Below are 15,640 nucleotides of genomic sequence, written 5' to 3' on the forward strand. Positions count from 1 at the left end.
GCGCGAAAGCCATCATGAACACCACTAACACCGCAATCGCCTTGACGATCGTGGCCCTGTTTCTGTTCTCCATTGTGCTGGCGGTAGCGGAGACCGCGCTCACCCGTATCTCGAAGGCCCGCGCCCACGCCCTGGCCGAGACCAGTGGCCGTCGTGGAGAGGTACTGCTGTCGTTGGTGGAGAACCAAGAGTGGCTCAACCCCACATTGCTACTGGTGCTCTCGACGCAACTCGTGCAGTCCACCCTGCTGGGGGTGTTGGCCAGTCGGCTCTTCGGCGGATGGGGGGTGCTGCTGGCCACCATCTTGAACGTGACGCTGTTCTTCGTGATTGCCGAAGTTGCCCCCAAGACGTGGGCCATCCAACACACTGACCGGGCCGCGTTGTCCTTCGCCCGCCCCATCAAAGCCTTGGCCGGGTGGCCCCCGCTCCGGCTCTTATCGCGCGGGCTTATTGGCGCCACCAACGTGCTGCTCCCCGGCAAGGGTCTCAAAGCTGGGCCGTACACCTCCGAAGAGGAGTTGCTGGCGGTGGCGGATCTGGCGGTGGAGGGCCTGGTGATCGCGGCGGAGGAGCGCGACTTCATCCAGTCGGTCATCGCACTGGGAGACACCGTGGTACGCGAGGTGATGTTGCCCCGCACCGACATGGTCACGGTGAGCGCCGAGGTACGAGTGGCCGACGCGATGGAGGTGGTGATCCTCAACGGGTACAGCCGCATCCCGGTTTGCGGCGAGGGAATCGACGACGTAGTGGGCGTGGCCCACGCCAAGGATCTGATGCGGGCCGAACGCGCCGGGAAAGAGCACAATGCCGTCTCCACGTTGGCCCGCCCGGCCCGCTTTGTGCCCGAGACCAAGGGTGTGGCTGATCTGTTGCGCGAAATGCAACGCGACCGCTACCACCTAGCCATTGTGATCGATGAGTACGGCGGCACGGCAGGGCTGGTGACCCTGGAGGACATCATCGAAGAACTCCTGGGTGAGATCGTGGATGAGTTCGACGTGGAACGCGCCATGAGTGAACCGCTGCCCGGCGGTGACTTTCGAGTGAACGCCCGGATGCCCATCGATGAGGTGAACCAACTGATCCATGCGCATCTCCCGGAAGGCGACTGGGACACCCTCGGAGGACTGTTCCTGTCCAAACTCGGGCACGTGCCCGACGAGGGGGAGTGGGTTGAAGTCGTGGGATGGCAGTTGATCGCGCAGGGAATGCAGGGCCGGCGCATTGGGGGCGTGCGCCTCCATCGACTTCCCGTCGATGGTTCGTCCTCCCCGCCCGCCGCGGAGTTGTGATGCGCACCGGATTCGTGACCTTGGTGGGTCGCCCCAACGTCGGGAAGTCCACGCTGCTCAACAAGATTCTGAAGACCAAGGTGGCCATCACGTCCGACAAACCCCAGACCACCCGTACCCGCATCACCGGAGTCCTCAACCGCCCCGACGCGCAAGTGGTGTTCGTGGACACCCCGGGCATCCACAAACCCCGCACCCAACTCGGCACTCGCCTCAACGCCACCGCGCAAGGAACGATCAACGACGTGGACGTGGTGTGCTTCGTGCTCGACGCCACCCAGCCCTTCGGGCGCGGCGACCAATGGGTAGCGAACCTCATCCCCCCGAACTCGGTGTGCATCGTCAACAAGGCGGACAAGGCGAAACCCAAGGAAGTGGCCGATCAGCTAGTGGCGGCGGCTGGACTGAAGCTAAGTGAATATTTCCCCCTGTCGGCCAAGACCGGCGATGGGGTGACAGCGCTAGTGGATCACCTCATATCCCGGCTTCCCGTCGGACCCCAATACTTCCCCGACGACATGGTGACGGACGTACCCGAGGCGTTCATGGTGGCAGAGTTGGTGCGAGAGCAGTTGCTGCGTCGCACCCACGATGAACTCCCGCACTCCATCGCCGCGCGTGTCACGGAATGGGACTGGCCGCTGATTCGCTGCGAGATCCTGGTGGAGCGCAACAGCCAGAAGGGGATCGTGATCGGCCATAAAGGCCAGGTGCTCAAGGAGGTTGGCATCGCCGTGCGCCAGCAACTCCCCGAGGGCACCTACCTCGAGTTGCTGGTGAAGGTGGACAAGGACTGGCAGTCTCGGCCCAAGGCCATGGAGCGCTTCGGCTACTAGGCTGGACTCGCCAATAACGGCGAGGGGTTAGCCCCGAGAGCGGTCACGGATTGCTAGAAGTGCCGCCCGGGCTTCGGCGGGGTCCTTGGTGCGCCGCATGGGAGGGAGGGCCTGCACCAGCGCCCACCGGTACCCCGCCTTGGCCAGGCGCGAATCGAGCACGGCCACCACCCCCGTGTCGGTGGCGGTACGGATCAGACGCCCGGTGCCTTGGGCCAGCAAGGTGGCGGCACGCGGGAGGTCGATCATTCCGAAAGCGGCGGAGCCGGCCCGTTCCCGCCGAGCCTGCAGGAGCGGCTCGTCGGGACGGGGGAAGGGGATCTTGTCGATCGCCACCAGGCTGAGCGACGCCCCGGGCACGTCTACCCCCTGCCAGAAGCCCATCGTGGCGAAGAGGCAGGTTTCCTCCGACGCCGCAAAGGCTTCGAGTAGTCGGGCCTTGGGTAGATCGCGTTGCGACAGAATCGGCACGCTCAGGCGGGTCCGCAGGGCGGCGACGGCTTCCTCCAGCACCCGAAAACTGGTGAACAGGGCGAGGGTGCGACCGCCGGCCGCTTCGATGAGATCCCCGAGCTCGGCCACCATGGCGGCGAGATAGGCGGGCTGGCGCGGGTCGGGAAGATGGGCGGCGCAATAGAGCAGCGCGCTGGTCTCGTAATCGAAGGGACTACCTACATCCAACTCATGAATCTGAACCGCATCTACCCCGAGGCGCTCGGGCAGCCGGGCGGGGAGGGTGGCGCTGGTGAGCACGGCGGTTCGTTTATCCCACAGCGCCGTCCGCAACAGCGGAGCCACATCGAGTGGTGCCACCCGGAGAGTGGGGTTGGCCTCCCCGCCGTCCACCCACACCACCTGGCTGTCGTTGACGGCCTCGATGAGGCGGAGATCCTCGAGTAGGGCAGTGGCCCCCTGCACCACGCGTAACGCGCGTGCCCGACTTTCCTCGGGGACATCACCCGGCACGGCCTTGGCCGCGTTGAGCACCAACTGCACCCGGCCTCCGGCCACCGTGATCACCCCGGCGATGTCGTCGGGTAGTCCATTCGAGAACCGGCGACTGGGCTGGGTGCGCAAGGCGCTACTGAGCAATCTCCCGGCATCGTCGAGGGCGGCGGCGATCTGGTCGTCGGCGATCAACCCTCGGGTGCGGCGGGCCAAATCGGAAAACCGGTGGGCGGTGAGTTCCACTCCGCAGGTGGTCGAGACGATGTCTTCGAGCTGGTGGGCCTCGTCGATGATCACCAACTCATGTTCGGGGAGGATGACGCCGTCGGAGGCGAGGTCCAACCCATAGAGATGGAGATTGACCACCACCACATCGGCCTCCAGGGCCCGGTTTCGGGCGGCTTCGGCGAAACACGCGCCGCCATTGGGGCATTTGGCGGCGCCGGGGCACTCGCGAGCACTGACGCTCACCGCCGCCCAGGCCGCGTCGGACGGTTCCACCGGGAGTTCGCCGCGATCGCCGCTGGCGCTGGTGTCGGCCCAGTGGGCCAGACCCAGGAGGTCAACGTCGGGCACGCGAGCAGCCACGCCATCGAGGGCCAACTGTTCGGCCCCGTCCTGGCGGGCAGCGGCCAACTCGGCGAGGCGCTGACGACAGATGTAGTTCGAGCGGCCCTTGAGGACGGCCCAGGCAAACGACGGGGTCAGGTGCTGCTCAAGAAACGGCAGGTCGTGGCCAGCCAGTTGATCCTGCAACGTCTTGGTGGCGGTGGCCACCACGGTGCGTCGACCCGAAAGGATCGCCGGTATGAGGTACGCCAGTGTCTTGCCCGTGCCGGTGCCCGCCTGGACCGCAACATGCTGACGGGCGGCGATGCCGTGCGCGATGGCGGCGGCCATGGCCTGCTGCCCCTCCCGCGCCTCGCCGCCGCCCGGCAAGTGCGCCACTACCCGAGCGAGGGTGTCGACGACGGCATCGGGCATCCCGCGACGTTACCGGCCGCCACCCGCTCGCCTCACCCGGTGGCGCGGTTGGAGATGACGCCGCAGATGTGGTTGCGGTTGAGACACGCCCGCACCTCACGCTCCAGTGCCTTCTGGTCCCAGGCATTGAGGAAATCGGCGTGGATCGCCATTACATCGCCCGAGGTGAGGCTGAGCCCAGACGGATCGCCCGTCACCGGGTACTGCACCTCAAAAATCAGTTGTGGTGTGGGCACCCACCGGCCCGGCGGGCAGCGGCCCTGGGTGCTGTAGGCCACATGGGAACGGTGGTCGTCGCTATCGGTGTGCTCGCCGTCCCAACAATCGGGGAAGGCGATGCGGGCGGCGAGGGGCGCCGCCTCAGGACAGGTCGGGGGTGCGGCATGGAATAACGGCGATGCCCCGCAATGCCACGCCGCCACTTCCAGGGCCTGGGGGGAGGTGGCGTTCGGATTTCCAGCCACCATCATCAGCCCCGGGGGGTAAGCCACCAGTGAACCAAGGCGCGCCTTCTGGCCAGGCCGGTAGTAGGCCACGCTGCCGATGGGTTGGATCGCGGTGTCACCCCGGCGGAGCCTCGGTGCCCAGTAGGCCGCCGTGTCCAGTTTGTTCGCACAGGTGGTGTCACCGCCGCGCAGGCTCTCGGCAGTGGAGTGGGCATCGGTGGCAACGTTGCCAAAGAAGTCGTGTTGGTGAGAGGCACCAGGGTCGCCCGGGTACACGATCGGGTCGTTGGCGGCGGCGTGGCTCCACCCGCACTCCACCTTGAACTGCGGTTCCCGCCCTTGCGATCCAGCACCGGCGATTCGGCCCGTGGTGGCTCCGCTGGTGGCGGGGGCACGGGGCGCGGATTCGGGCACGGCGGGGGAATTCTGGATGAGCAGGAGCATTCCCCCGGTGAGCGCTCCCGCCAGCGCGACGGTGATGCCGAGAATCCCTAACGCGGGAAGGGCACGTCGAACAGACGAGCGACTCACTCGGGGCTCGGTCGCTCCGGCAACTCGATGGCATCGAGGTCCACCGCAAAGGGCACGTTGGTGGCGGGTTGGGCGGCCGCGGTGCCGGCCTTGGGCATAGTCGGCTGGGGGGGCGGTTTCGGGGTGGGCGCGGTCTCGTAGTCGACCGACGGTGGGTGCACGGCGGCGATGAGGGCGATGAGGTCCAGGCCTCCGGCCGACCAATCAGTGGCGCTGGGTTCGCCTTGGCAGGGTGCCAGTTTCTGCAGATCGAGCGGTGCGGTCGACGTGACGGTGTTACCGGAGAAACAGTTGCCCAAGGCCGCCAAGTCCGGTTGCAGGCTGCCCAAGCCGATATCAGCGATGCGCGAATCGCTCACGACGTTGTCCACGATTCGGTTCTGCTGGGGGTCCCAGAGCACGGCGGCGAGGAGGGCCGGGTCGGTCACGGTAGGGGGCCGGTCCCGCACCTCGGCACAGGGGGTGTCCCAGGTGGATTCGGCCGGGGCCACGTCGTTGGCCCCTTCCTCGGGGAAGGGAACGAGGGCGATTCCCGCCCGGTCGTGGTCGTAGACGAGGTTGCGGGCCACCAGGTTTCGGTTGCTCCCGGCCACCAGAATTCCGTTCCCCATAGCCAAGAGGGCGACGTCGATGGCCGGGGTGTCGGCCTGCTGGTTCGAGTAGACGGTGTTGCCCACGATGGTGTTGTCCCGACCGGGGTAGCAGAGTTCGTACGAACCGCTGTTGGGAACGATGCCGGCTCGGTTGTGACGGAACGTGGAGTTCACGATGAGGAGGTCGCCGCCCGAGTTGGTGCCCGAGTAGCCCAAGCCGTTGTACTCCGAGACGATGTCGTCGAGGACGGTGTCGCACGGGTAGCACTGGCCGATGTAGACCCCCGCATCGGCGCTGCCGGAAGTCCAGATGTGTTCAAGTTGGCCCTTGGTGGAATCGAATCCGTACACGCCGTAGTCGCCGTTGCGGTAGGACGTGAGGTACGAGCCCCGGTAGCCATTCACGCCGGTCCAGAAGAACCCGTTGGTGGTGTAGTTCTGGACGGTCATGTTCTCGATGGCGACGCCATCGGCAAACACGCGAATGCCATTCTCCAGTGTGAATCCGCCGTCGAGGATGACCTCGTTGCGGTCGCGGCCACGGATGGTGAGGTTCTCGGTTTCCACATCCACCGATTCGGCGTACGTGCCGGGCTCGATCAGGATGAGGTCTCCCGACTCGGCGGCATCCACCGCCGCCTGGATGGTGGGCTGATCCTCGGGCACCTGAATCGTTGCGCCGCTGCCGCCGGCGGCCTCGTTGGAAGGGCTCGTGTCGCCACCACCGCAGGCCGTACCGAACAGAGCCAGAGCCGTGAATGACACGGTGGCGAGGCGGGTGGCGTGGTGCATGGGATGCTCCTCAATAGACGCGTTCAGCGATTTACCACAATGGTGCCTACCATGCCGTTGGTGGGTGTGCCGTGCAACGAGCAGTAGTAGCCATACGTGCCGGGCGTGATGAAACGGTGTTGGTAGGTGGCGCCAGGACCGAACTGGCTCTCCTCAACACCCCAACCTCCGCCGTCCACGGGCCGGATGTTGTGCGTGGTACGGCCCCTGTTTTTCCATTCGATGACCGTTCCGTTGGCTACCTCCTCGTCGGCCGGGCGAAACGTGTTGTCCACTGCGGTGACGCTGACAACTACTCCCTGCACCAGCGGGGCATCATCGCTGCCGCAAGCGCCGAGAGCGAACAGGACGGCGACAAGCAGGCCTGGGCCGACAACGCGCCCTTGACGGGGTGTGTCTGTGCCACTCACGCGCCAGTGCTGGCCAAGTTGCTGGCCTTCTCGGCGACTGCGGCACGGAAGCCCACCAGGGTCAGGGTGTGACGCAGGGTCACTCCCGTGAGGAGGGCGAAGACAATGGTGCCCGCCCCCACCTGGCCGCCCATCGCCCAGCCGAGCACCACGCAGACCACTTCGATCCCGGTACGGGAGCGGGCCAACGGGTAGCCCTTGGCATCAAGGGCCAGCATGACGATTTCGAGCGGCCCCGGCCCGATATCGGCCGCCACCACCAAGGTGATCCCAGCGACCACGCTGAAAAAGCCGGCCATGAAGTAGGCCAGTTGGGCCGAGATTGACGGGGGGAAGGGCAGCGCGGGGAGCACAAGACCCAGCACCGGGCCGATGGTCAACGCGCTGATGTAGGTGCCCGGGCGGGTGCTGGCACCGAGGGCTACCCCGGTGAGGATGAACAGCAGGGGAAGAAGCATGGCGGCTAGCCCGATGCCGATGCCGGTGAAGGCCACCGTGCCGGTGAGGAGCACGTCGTAGGGGGCTACGCCAATGTCGGCCCGGATGGTGCAGGCCACCCCCACCGAAATCAACGGTAGGCCGGCGGCCAGCGTGGCCAGCCGGCGGACGTTTCCGTCGGCGGGTGACACGGCGATAGGCATGATGGCTAAGGCTACAAGCCGGTGGGCGTCCCACGAGGGGCCCGCAGTGAAACGCTGGTGGCCATGGTGGCCCTCGCCGCCTTCATCCGCATCACATCAGGCCTCTGGTCTGACTAGGGGCGGAGCCGGGAAGCGGGTTGGTAGTTCGGACCGGCCGTGAGATCAACCCTCGCCAGCAGCCGCGTGCAGGGGCCTTCGAAGTCGCTCGCGAAGCGCTCAGATTCCTCCTCCCCGAGCAGCTGCCACGGCAGTGTGGTGAGGTGGTCGGTGTCGTCCTCGAGTTGTTGCCGCAGGGCAAGGCCGGCCGGGGCGACGGCACCATCGACGGCGAGTCCTTTGGTCTCCAGGGTGGCCCATGCCGACGCCAGGTCGGCCCCCGTGGTGCCTCGACTGATGGGTAGCCAGTCGAGCTCGTAGCCAAGCCAGGCGTTATGGAGCACCGATACCTCGACCCCGGTAAGCCCGGCCGCCACCACGAGCGCCCAATGGGTATCGCCGCGCCACTCTCGCAGGCAGTTCAGGGCGTGCCATCCCGACAGCACTGGATCGGTGGGCCGGGGCATTCGGAGGTGGGACGCGGCCAGAACACGCCCGGCGGTGGGCAGTTCGTCCACCACCGGCCACAGGAGCGGACCGAGGCGGGTGAGGGGCGCCCGCAGGTCGGGGGCATACGCCCCAAGACCCTCGAGGACAGCATCGTCGCGAGCCCGCCAGACGGCATCCAAAGTGGTGGAGGTCGCTACCGCCTCCAGGGCCCACCGGATACCCGTCGGGGAGATGGAACCGAAGGAAGCGATGACCGCATCGGGTCCGGCGGGGGCGAGGGGAGCGGAGCGAGCGGCGATGTAGCCCAACGGTCCGGGAAGCCCCAAGGCTTCAAATCGTGCCAGTGCGCCTGGATCCCAAAAGATCCACCCGATGGTGGTTTGCACCGATCGGGCGTTGCGGCTGGTGATCGCAGTCCAATCCGGTTCGGTCATGGTGACTTGCTTAGTCCCATTGAGGCTGCTGGACTCATCTCTCGCCAGGGCCCCCCGTGGTCTTTCCCGAAGGCTGAGACATCCACGTGCGCTTACCCAAGCAGTTTCCTCTACTGATCGTGGCCCTGGCCGTAACCGCCGGGCTGGCGGCCAGCGGGTGTTCCGGTGCCAACGACAAGGCGGCGGCGGTAGTGATCCGCGACCCCGATGATCTCCAGGTGCTCACTCCGGCCGAGATCAAAGATCTTCGCAGCGACACGAAGAGCGGTAACGACCGCGCCACTGCCGCCGGCGGGGCCACCGGCGACACCATCCCCCTCGAGGACGTGGACCCGACCGAGCGCCTGTTCTCGGCCTTCAGCGAGTTCAGCGGCTGTATGAAAGACGGTGGCCAGCCGTTTCGAGGCGACCCGCGTTCGAACCCCGACCTCCTAGCCGACACCGCCTATATGGAGGTCATTCAACGTTGCGCGGCGCGCAGCGACATCATCGGCGCGCTCACCGCGTTCCAAGAGTTCAACGATGGCCTCACCCCCGAGGAAGTAAAGGATCGCAATAAGCAGTTCTTGGCGTTTCAGAAATGTCTGGAGGAACGGGGATGGACCGTCGAGGCCGCCCCGAATCCGAAAGGGCTGCTTACTCCATCGGTATTCGAGAGTTCCGAAGGCAGCCTGAACGAACGGGACCTTCGCCAATGTGGAAGTGAGATCAGAACCGATGAGTGAAGTGAGATCAGAACCGATGAATGAAGAGGGATCTGAACCGATGAGTGAAGTGAGCTCAGAACCGATGAATGAAGAGGGATCAGAACCGACGGTTGAGGAAGCGGCGCGCCGGAAGAAGCTCCAGAAGGCGGGGATCGGAGCGGTGATCGTGGTGGCCCTCGTGGCCGCGTTCATGCTCGGCAACTCCGACTCCAGTGGCGATGGCCAGGCCGCCGGCCAGGTCGTCGTTCCCCGTCCCGTGGAACGCCTCACACTCCAGGACCTTCTCACCATCTCGGGTGAGTTGCGGCGCGACGAACTTCAGACGATCAACTCAGCGGTGGACGGCAAGGTCAGTTCGATTCTCGTGGCCGACGGCGACACAGTGGACGTAGGGGACACGCTGTTTGATCTCGACGGGCGCTCGTCGGTGGCAGTGGACGGCGAGTTTGCCTTCTTTCGGCAACTCGGCCCCGGCAGCGATGGGCCCGATGTGGAGCAACTCGAGCGCATTCTCTCCAACCAGGGTTATTCCGTGGGCCCTATCGACCGCCTCTTCACCGAGGCCACTCGCCGTGGCTTGGCCCAATACCAATTCGACGAGGGGTACGGCGGGTTTACGCCCGAGCCGGACGAGGCGGTGGGTATCTCTTTGAGCGCCAACAGCGCCGGCTACAAGGTGGGTCCAGAGAACACGATCGCCGTTATCATCGGCCCCAACGTGCCCAACGGATCCTCTTCGGTCACAAGCCAATCAGCCGGTTCGGCCCGGATGGCGTCGCTGGCGACGCTGGAACAGAAGCCGGTTATCACCGTGGCCGTAACGCCCAAGGATGTCACCGAGGGCGGGAGGATGACCTTCACCTTCACCGCCAACCCTGCCCCCACCACTGATCTCACGATCGACTTGACGATCGCCGGAGACGCCACCGGAGGCTTCGAGCGCGACGACGCCGACTACGCCGAGGCGCCTGCCACCTTCGTATTCGCTGCCGGCACAACCACCCACCAGATCGTGGTCCAGACATTTCGCGACGACGTGGTGGAATCGAATGAAGACATCGGTATTTCCCTTACGCAGCAGTTCAACGACAGCGGGTTTTACACCCGAGGGCCCATCAACGAAGCCACGGGCTTCATTCTGGCCAATGGATCCGAAGCGCTCCCTACGCTCACCATCACCAGCGGGAGCGACCTCCTGGCTGAAGGTGATCAGGCCAGCCTCACCATTGAAGCCGATGTAGAGAGCAACGAGGACTACGAAATTCCCCTGGCTGTGATTGGCTCGGCCACAGTCGGTGCGGACTACGTCGATGTCGACGACACAGTGACGATGACCGCAGGGTCCACCACCGTCAATGTCACCGTCTCCACGCGCCAAGACGATCGCGTCGAGAGTGATGAGTGGGTCGCCGTGACGATCGGAACTGGTCAAGATTTTGTGCGGTCATCGCCATCGACAGGGGCCTTTGTGATCGAGAGCGAGGACCTGCCCGAGCTCCAGTTGGTGGGCGGTGGGACCGTGCCCGAGGGAGGGGAAGCGACGTTTAGAATCGTGGCCGACCAGCCGTTCGTGCAGGCTACGTCGGTGAATTATCAGATTAGCGGAGGCGCCAACTCGGGCGACGACTTCCAGACCTTGAGCGGAACGGTGGTGATGCCGGCGGGATCCACCGAAGTTTTGGTGCCGATCCGCACCATCGATGACGACGTCATTTTCCTGCCTAGTGACATGCTGGTGGCCGACTGGCCCGCCCAGGTGGGCACGGTGGCGGTGGACGACGGCGAGTTCGTCTTGCAGGGGAGCCCGGTGCTTACCCTCACCGAGCCCGTGTTCACCGTGAATCTCTCGGTGAGCGCGGCGGATCGTGCCGAACTCAAGGTGGGGCAGGCCGTCACCGTAGATATCGCGGCGGGCGGGCAGACCTCCGAGGGGATAATCAGTGAACTCGACGCCTCCGCCACGACCGACGAGGCCGGTAAGGAAACTTACGGCGGGGTGGTGGAGATTGCCGCCCCCCTCGAGGGTGTGGACGGAGCCAGTGTGACCATCGATGTGATCCTGGCCGAGAGGGTGGACGCGCTAGCGGTACCAGTGGCGGCGGTACTCCAAAAAGGTGGTAAGCGGGAGGTGCGGGTCATCAACGACGCCGGCAAGATCGACCGTGTCACCGTCGAGGTCGGTCTCGTTGACGACGAGTACATCGAGATCACCTCCGGTCTCAAGGGCGACGAAATCGTTGTGGTGAGCATCGACGAGGGACCCAATCCAGAGTGAGTCCGGTTCAGGGTCAGCCGCTGTTGGAACTGGACCGGGTGTCACGGGCCTACGGGGAAGAGGTGGTGGTCTACGCCCTGCGCGAGGTATCCCTCACCATTCGGGCCGGGGACTTTATGGCCATCATCGGACCATCGGGCTCGGGCAAATCCACCATGCTCGGGCTGCTCGGGGTGCTCGACCTCCCTTCGGACGGCGTGATCCGCATCGATGGGGTGGATGTGGGGAAGCTCGACGATGCCGGACGCTCCAAAATGCGGGGCGAAAGCATCGGGTTTGTATTTCAACAGTTTCACCTCATCCCGCACCTGAGTGCGCAAGGCAACGTCGAGACGGCGTTGCTCTACCGCAACCTGTCCCGCAAGGAGCGGACCGATCGGGCTCGATCAGCGCTGGACCGGGTGGGCCTCGGGGCCCGCACTGATCACCGGCCGGTGCAGATGTCGGGTGGTGAACAGCAACGGGTGGCCATCGCACGGGCCATCGTCACCGACCCGTTGCTTATCCTGGCCGATGAACCCACCGGCGCCCTCGATACCACCAACGCCGCCAATGTGATGGAGATCTTTGAGTCGCTGCGGTCGACCGAGCGAGCGATTGTGATGGTTACCCACGACCTCGCGGTGGCGGATCACGCAGAGCGCCGGGTGTCGATGCTCGATGGCCAGATCGTGGCCGACGAGCTCAGGCTGCCGGCGTGAGTCGTTACCGCGAGTTGCTCGGCGTGGCCTTTGCCGGCCTCGCCGCCCGGAAGTCGCGAACGTTGCTGATCATGCTCGGTCCCACCCTGGGGGTGGCGGCGATCATCGCAGCGGTGGGGTTGACCGACTCCGCCAAGGGCGACCTGAAGTTGAAACTGCGCGAACTCGGCACGGATCTCATCGTGGCGGAGGCCTCCTCATCGTTTGGCACCGATACCCCCAAGATGCCCGCCGATGCCGTGCCCCGGGCGTTGAGCGTGCCCACGGTGGATCGCGTGGCGGCGGTGTCGGAACTCAGTGGGGTGGTGGTTACCCCCTACGCCGAGGCCGCCAGCGTGTACGAGACGGTCCCGATCCCGGTACTGGCGGCCGATTCCCAACTGCCCTCGGTACTCGATGTGACGATGGTGACCGGTCGCTGGCTCAATGACTTCGATCAGCAGGAACTCGTTCGGAGCGCGGTCATCGGCGAGGGCCTAGCCGACGAGATCGATGTGCTGGCGGGGGAATCGCGCTCGATCGATGTGGGCGGCAAGGCCTACGCCGTGGTGGGCATCCTCGAGCGGGTAGAGCTCGACCCGGCCCTGAACAATGCCGTGTTCATCACGTTTGGCTCCGCCGAGGAAGACTTCAACGACGAGGACCAAGAGCCCAACAAACTCTATGTGCGAGCGGATCCGGGCACGGAGCGGGACACTTCCTCGATCCTGCCCATTGCCATCACCCTGGGTGGATCCACCGAAGTGGCAGCCAAGATTCCCACCGATCTCCTCGAGGCGCAGTCGGAGACCGACACCACCTTGCAGTTCATCGTGGCGGGCATGGGGTTGCTGGCACTGGTGGTCGGAGCCGTGGGGATCGCCAACGTCATGTCGATCTCGGTGATCCAGCGATCCTCGGAGATCGGCATTCGCCGAGCTCTTGGTCACAGTCGATCAACGGTGGGACTGCAATTTCTCCTCGAGGCTCTCGGCGTGGGAATTCTCGGCGGACTGCTCGGCGTGGTGGTCGGGTTGGCGGCGATGTGGGTGGGGACAAATCTCGCCGACTGGGTGTTTGTCCTCCAACCGTGGCTGCCCTGGGCCGGACTGCTGGGGGCCATCATCGTGTCGATGCTGGCCGGGATCGTTCCGGCGCTGAAAGCGGCCCGGCTGGAACCGCTGGAGACGCTGCGCCTCGGCTGACCCTTTCCGGGGGTGGGGGCGATGGAGAGATGATCGAGCCGATGGGGCGAGTGTGAACCCGGAGAACCGCGGGACGCGCCACTAGATTCAGCGGGGTGCCGCCCCCCGATCTCGATCTCACCCGTATCCCGACTCATGTGGCCTGCGTGATGGACGGTAACGGCCGCTGGGCTACCCGGCAGGGCCTGAAGCGCACCGACGGCCACGCGGCGGGAGAGGAAGCGCTGTTCGACACGGTCGAGGGAGCCCTTGATCTCGGTATCGGTTGGCTCACCGTCTACGCCTTCTCCACGGAAAACTGGCGCCGACCAGCCGACGAGGTGCGCTACCTCATGCAGTTCAACGAGCGGCTACTGCTCGACCGGCGAGACGAGTTGAACGAAGCCGGCGTGCGAGTGCGCTTCATCGGACGCAAAGGGTGGCGAGTGCCTAAACGGGTGCAAGGCCACATCGATGACACCGAAGCCATGACGGCCCATAACCGACGCATGACCCTCACCTTCGCCTTCAACTACGGCGGCCGGGCCGAGATCGTTGACGCCGTGCGGGCACTGGTGGCCGAGGGTACCCCGGCCGACAAGATCACGGAGAAGGCCATTCGTCGGCGCCTTTACGCGCCCGACATGCCTGATCCTGACCTCGTCGTGCGCACCTCCGGTGAGCACCGCATCTCCAACTTTCTGCTTTGGGAAATGGCCTACAGCGAACTGATCTTCACCGAGACGCTCTGGCCCGACTTCCGTCGGGAGCACCTCTTCGAGGCGGTACGAGAGTTCCAGCGCCGCGACCGACGCTATGGGGGAGTCGACCAGTAGAGGCGCTCCAGTCGGTACGGTGGACAGGTGGGCTTATACCGGGACGAAGGCATCGTGCTGCGTACCCATAAACTCGGCGAGGCTGACCGCATCGTAAGCATCCTCACCCGGCGGCACGGCAAGGTGCGGGCGGTGGCCAAAGGGGTACGCAAGACCAAGAGTCGCTTCGGAGCCCGTCTCGAGCCGCCTACCCATCTGCAGTTGCAGTTTTACGAGGGACGCGGCGATCTCCAGATCGTGGATCAGGCTGAGACGATCGATCACTTTCGGGCGATTCGTGAAGACCTTGATCGCCTGACTCGGGCGGTCTCGATGCTCGAAGCGGCGGATCAACTCGGCTTGGAGGGCGAACCCAATCCCAACCTGTATTCGATGCTGCTGGGGGCCCTGCGGGCGCTGGCGGACCATTGCGGCCCGTTGGTCCTGCCGTCGTTCTTCTTGAAGGTGCTGGCCCTGGAAGGATTTCGGGCCGTCGTTGATCAGTGTGTGGAGTGCGGGCAGACCGAAACCCTCGTGGCCTTCGACCTCGACAGCGGTGGGACCAGGTGCGAAGCGCACCGCAGCGGCATAGCCGTGTCGCCCGAGGCGCGCGAACTACTCGTCGACATCCTCGGAGGACGACTGGGCCAGGCCCTCAACACCCCTGCATCGCCCGCCACCATTGAGGTAGAACACCTCGCCACCCGTTCGATGGAGCATCACCTAGAGCGTCGATTGCGGTCCGTGGCTATCTTGGACCGCGGCTAGGGCTGCTTCCTCTCGGGAATGACGACCCAGCGACGGGTCGGTTCCTCCCACACCAACCATGCCTGTTGGTCTGGGTCCCACTGGATGTATGCCCCCCGGGCCTCGTCCCACTGCGGCCCCGGTTGGTGCACGAAGGCACCCACCGGCGAGGGGACCGTCAGACCAGGCACCACAACCGGGACTCCGGCGGCCGCCTTGGTGATCACGAAGGTGTGGCTGGCCATGTCGCCCACTCGACGGTGACCCGGGGTGGTGAGAGCGCAGATGAAGCCCACGATGCCAATCGGCAAGAAGAGGACAAAGGGTCCGTCCACCAGCCAGAACAGCCCCCGGAGGATTCCCCGACCGATACCGGGCACGTGGCCGTCCTCGCCCACTGTGCGCAGGCCCATGATGACTTTGCCCACGGTGCGGCCCGTGAGGCCCTGGATCACCCCAAAGATCAGAAAAGTGGTGACGAGAAACCCCAATGAGATGGTGGCGGCGCGGTCGGGGTCGCTGACGTAATACACCCGGGAGCCGAGTTCGACGCATTGGGTGTTGGCGCGGAGGTCTTCCGTGAGGTCCGTGCAGGTGGCGCCGTAGGCAGCCCCGGCGGGCAGGGGTTCGTTCACAGCCTGGCCGAACCACACCACGAGCAGCAGTCCTACCACGAGGGTTACGTCGATGAGGGCCGCCACTACTCGCCGGCCCATCACAGCGGTGGGGTCAGGGGCGTCGGTCGGGAAGGTCACCGGTTGGTTCTAACACTG

General features: G+C 65.3%; 14 protein-coding genes. 8 read left to right on the forward strand and 6 right to left on the reverse strand.

What is annotated here, in order from left to right; translation table 11 throughout:
• Positions 1 to 14: 14 nt before the first annotated feature.
• Positions 15 to 1,298 carry an HlyC/CorC family transporter gene (locus tag EXQ71_10300; GenBank protein MSO87893.1) on the forward strand — a complete coding sequence of 428 codons (1,284 nt, stop codon included), beginning with the start codon at positions 15 to 17 and terminating at the stop codon, positions 1,296 to 1,298.
• Positions 1,298 to 2,134: a GTPase Era gene (locus EXQ71_10305; protein ID MSO87894.1), complete on the forward strand. Its 837-nt coding sequence runs from the start codon at positions 1,298 to 1,300 to the stop codon at positions 2,132 to 2,134. Before EXQ71_10300 ends, EXQ71_10305 begins: the two co-directional genes overlap by 1 nt.
• A 27-nt stretch (positions 2,135 to 2,161) precedes the next feature.
• On the opposite strand, the gene EXQ71_10310 is transcribed toward EXQ71_10305, so the two are convergent.
• From EXQ71_10310 to EXQ71_10330, 5 genes are all read right to left on the reverse strand, one after another.
• Positions 2,162 to 4,066: an ATP-dependent DNA helicase gene (locus tag EXQ71_10310; GenBank protein MSO87895.1), complete on the reverse strand. Its 1,905-nt coding sequence runs from the start codon at positions 4,064 to 4,066 to the stop codon at positions 2,162 to 2,164.
• Between the two features lie 32 nt (positions 4,067 to 4,098).
• Positions 4,099 to 5,043, reverse strand: a complete 945-nt coding sequence (locus EXQ71_10315) for a DUF1996 domain-containing protein (GenBank protein MSO87896.1) — start codon at positions 5,041 to 5,043, stop codon at positions 4,099 to 4,101.
• Positions 5,040 to 6,428, reverse strand: coding sequence for a hypothetical protein (locus EXQ71_10320; GenBank protein ID MSO87897.1), 1,389 nt, complete (start codon positions 6,426 to 6,428; stop codon positions 5,040 to 5,042). Before EXQ71_10320 ends, EXQ71_10315 begins: the two co-directional genes overlap by 4 nt.
• 23 nt (positions 6,429 to 6,451) lie before the next feature.
• Complete coding sequence (locus EXQ71_10325) at positions 6,452 to 6,994, reverse strand: hypothetical protein (protein MSO87898.1); 543 nt, start codon at positions 6,992 to 6,994, stop codon at positions 6,452 to 6,454.
• Positions 6,995 to 7,592: 598 nt separating this feature from the next.
• Positions 7,593 to 8,459 (reverse strand): hypothetical protein, encoded by an 867-nt coding sequence (locus EXQ71_10330; protein ID MSO87899.1) that lies wholly within the window; start codon positions 8,457 to 8,459, stop codon positions 7,593 to 7,595.
• A gap of 86 nt (positions 8,460 to 8,545) precedes the next feature.
• Between EXQ71_10330 and EXQ71_10335 the strand changes: the two genes are divergently transcribed.
• From EXQ71_10335 to recO, 6 genes are all read left to right on the forward strand, one after another.
• Positions 8,546 to 9,184 (forward strand): hypothetical protein, encoded by a 639-nt coding sequence (locus EXQ71_10335; protein ID MSO87900.1) that lies wholly within the window; start codon positions 8,546 to 8,548, stop codon positions 9,182 to 9,184.
• A complete protein-coding gene (locus tag EXQ71_10340) occupies positions 9,177 to 11,441 on the forward strand; it encodes an HlyD family efflux transporter periplasmic adaptor subunit (GenBank protein ID MSO87901.1) in 2,265 nt (754 codons plus the stop codon). The genes EXQ71_10335 and EXQ71_10340 overlap by 8 nt, the downstream gene beginning before the upstream one ends.
• Positions 11,442 to 11,461: 20 nt before the next feature.
• Complete coding sequence (locus EXQ71_10345) at positions 11,462 to 12,142, forward strand: ABC transporter ATP-binding protein (GenBank protein MSO87902.1); 681 nt, start codon at positions 11,462 to 11,464, stop codon at positions 12,140 to 12,142.
• On the forward strand, positions 12,139 to 13,326 hold the full coding sequence (locus EXQ71_10350) for an ABC transporter permease (protein MSO87903.1): 1,188 nt from the start codon (positions 12,139 to 12,141) through the stop codon (positions 13,324 to 13,326). Before EXQ71_10345 ends, EXQ71_10350 begins: the two co-directional genes overlap by 4 nt.
• Before the next feature lie 149 nt (positions 13,327 to 13,475).
• The gene (gene uppS, locus EXQ71_10355; GenBank protein MSO87904.1) at positions 13,476 to 14,141 is read left to right on the forward strand and encodes a di-trans,poly-cis-decaprenylcistransferase; all 666 of its coding nucleotides are present in this window, start codon (positions 13,476 to 13,478) and stop codon (positions 14,139 to 14,141) included.
• 27 nt (positions 14,142 to 14,168) lie between these two features.
• Positions 14,169 to 14,888: a DNA repair protein RecO gene (recO, locus tag EXQ71_10360; protein MSO87905.1), complete on the forward strand. Its 720-nt coding sequence runs from the start codon at positions 14,169 to 14,171 to the stop codon at positions 14,886 to 14,888.
• Here recO and EXQ71_10365 read toward each other — a convergent pair.
• Positions 14,885 to 15,622, reverse strand: coding sequence for an RDD family protein (locus EXQ71_10365; protein MSO87906.1), 738 nt, complete (start codon positions 15,620 to 15,622; stop codon positions 14,885 to 14,887). The two genes, recO and EXQ71_10365, sit on opposite strands and share 4 nt — an antisense overlap.
• Positions 15,623 to 15,640: the final 18 nt, after the last annotated feature.

The sequence above is a fragment of the Acidimicrobiia bacterium genome (assembly GCA_009694375.1).
In the GTDB taxonomy this organism is placed as follows: Bacteria; Actinomycetota; Acidimicrobiia; order Acidimicrobiales; family VFJN01; genus VFJN01.

Coding starts and splice junctions, on each gene's coding strand:
- EXQ71_10300 (MSO87893.1), top strand. CDS start 15: ATGAACACCACTAACACCGCAATCGCCTTGACGATCGTGGCCCTGTTT.
- EXQ71_10305 (MSO87894.1), top strand. CDS start 1,298: ATGCGCACCGGATTCGTGACCTTGGTGGGTCGCCCCAACGTCGGGAAG.
- EXQ71_10310 (MSO87895.1), bottom strand. CDS start 4,066: ATGCCCGATGCCGTCGTCGACACCCTCGCTCGGGTAGTGGCGCACTTG.
- EXQ71_10320 (MSO87897.1), bottom strand. CDS start 6,428: ATGCACCACGCCACCCGCCTCGCCACCGTGTCATTCACGGCTCTGGCT.
- EXQ71_10330 (MSO87899.1), bottom strand. CDS start 8,459: ATGACCGAACCGGATTGGACTGCGATCACCAGCCGCAACGCCCGATCG.
- EXQ71_10340 (MSO87901.1), top strand. CDS start 9,177: ATGAGTGAAGTGAGATCAGAACCGATGAATGAAGAGGGATCTGAACCG.
- uppS (MSO87904.1), top strand. CDS start 13,476: ATGGACGGTAACGGCCGCTGGGCTACCCGGCAGGGCCTGAAGCGCACC.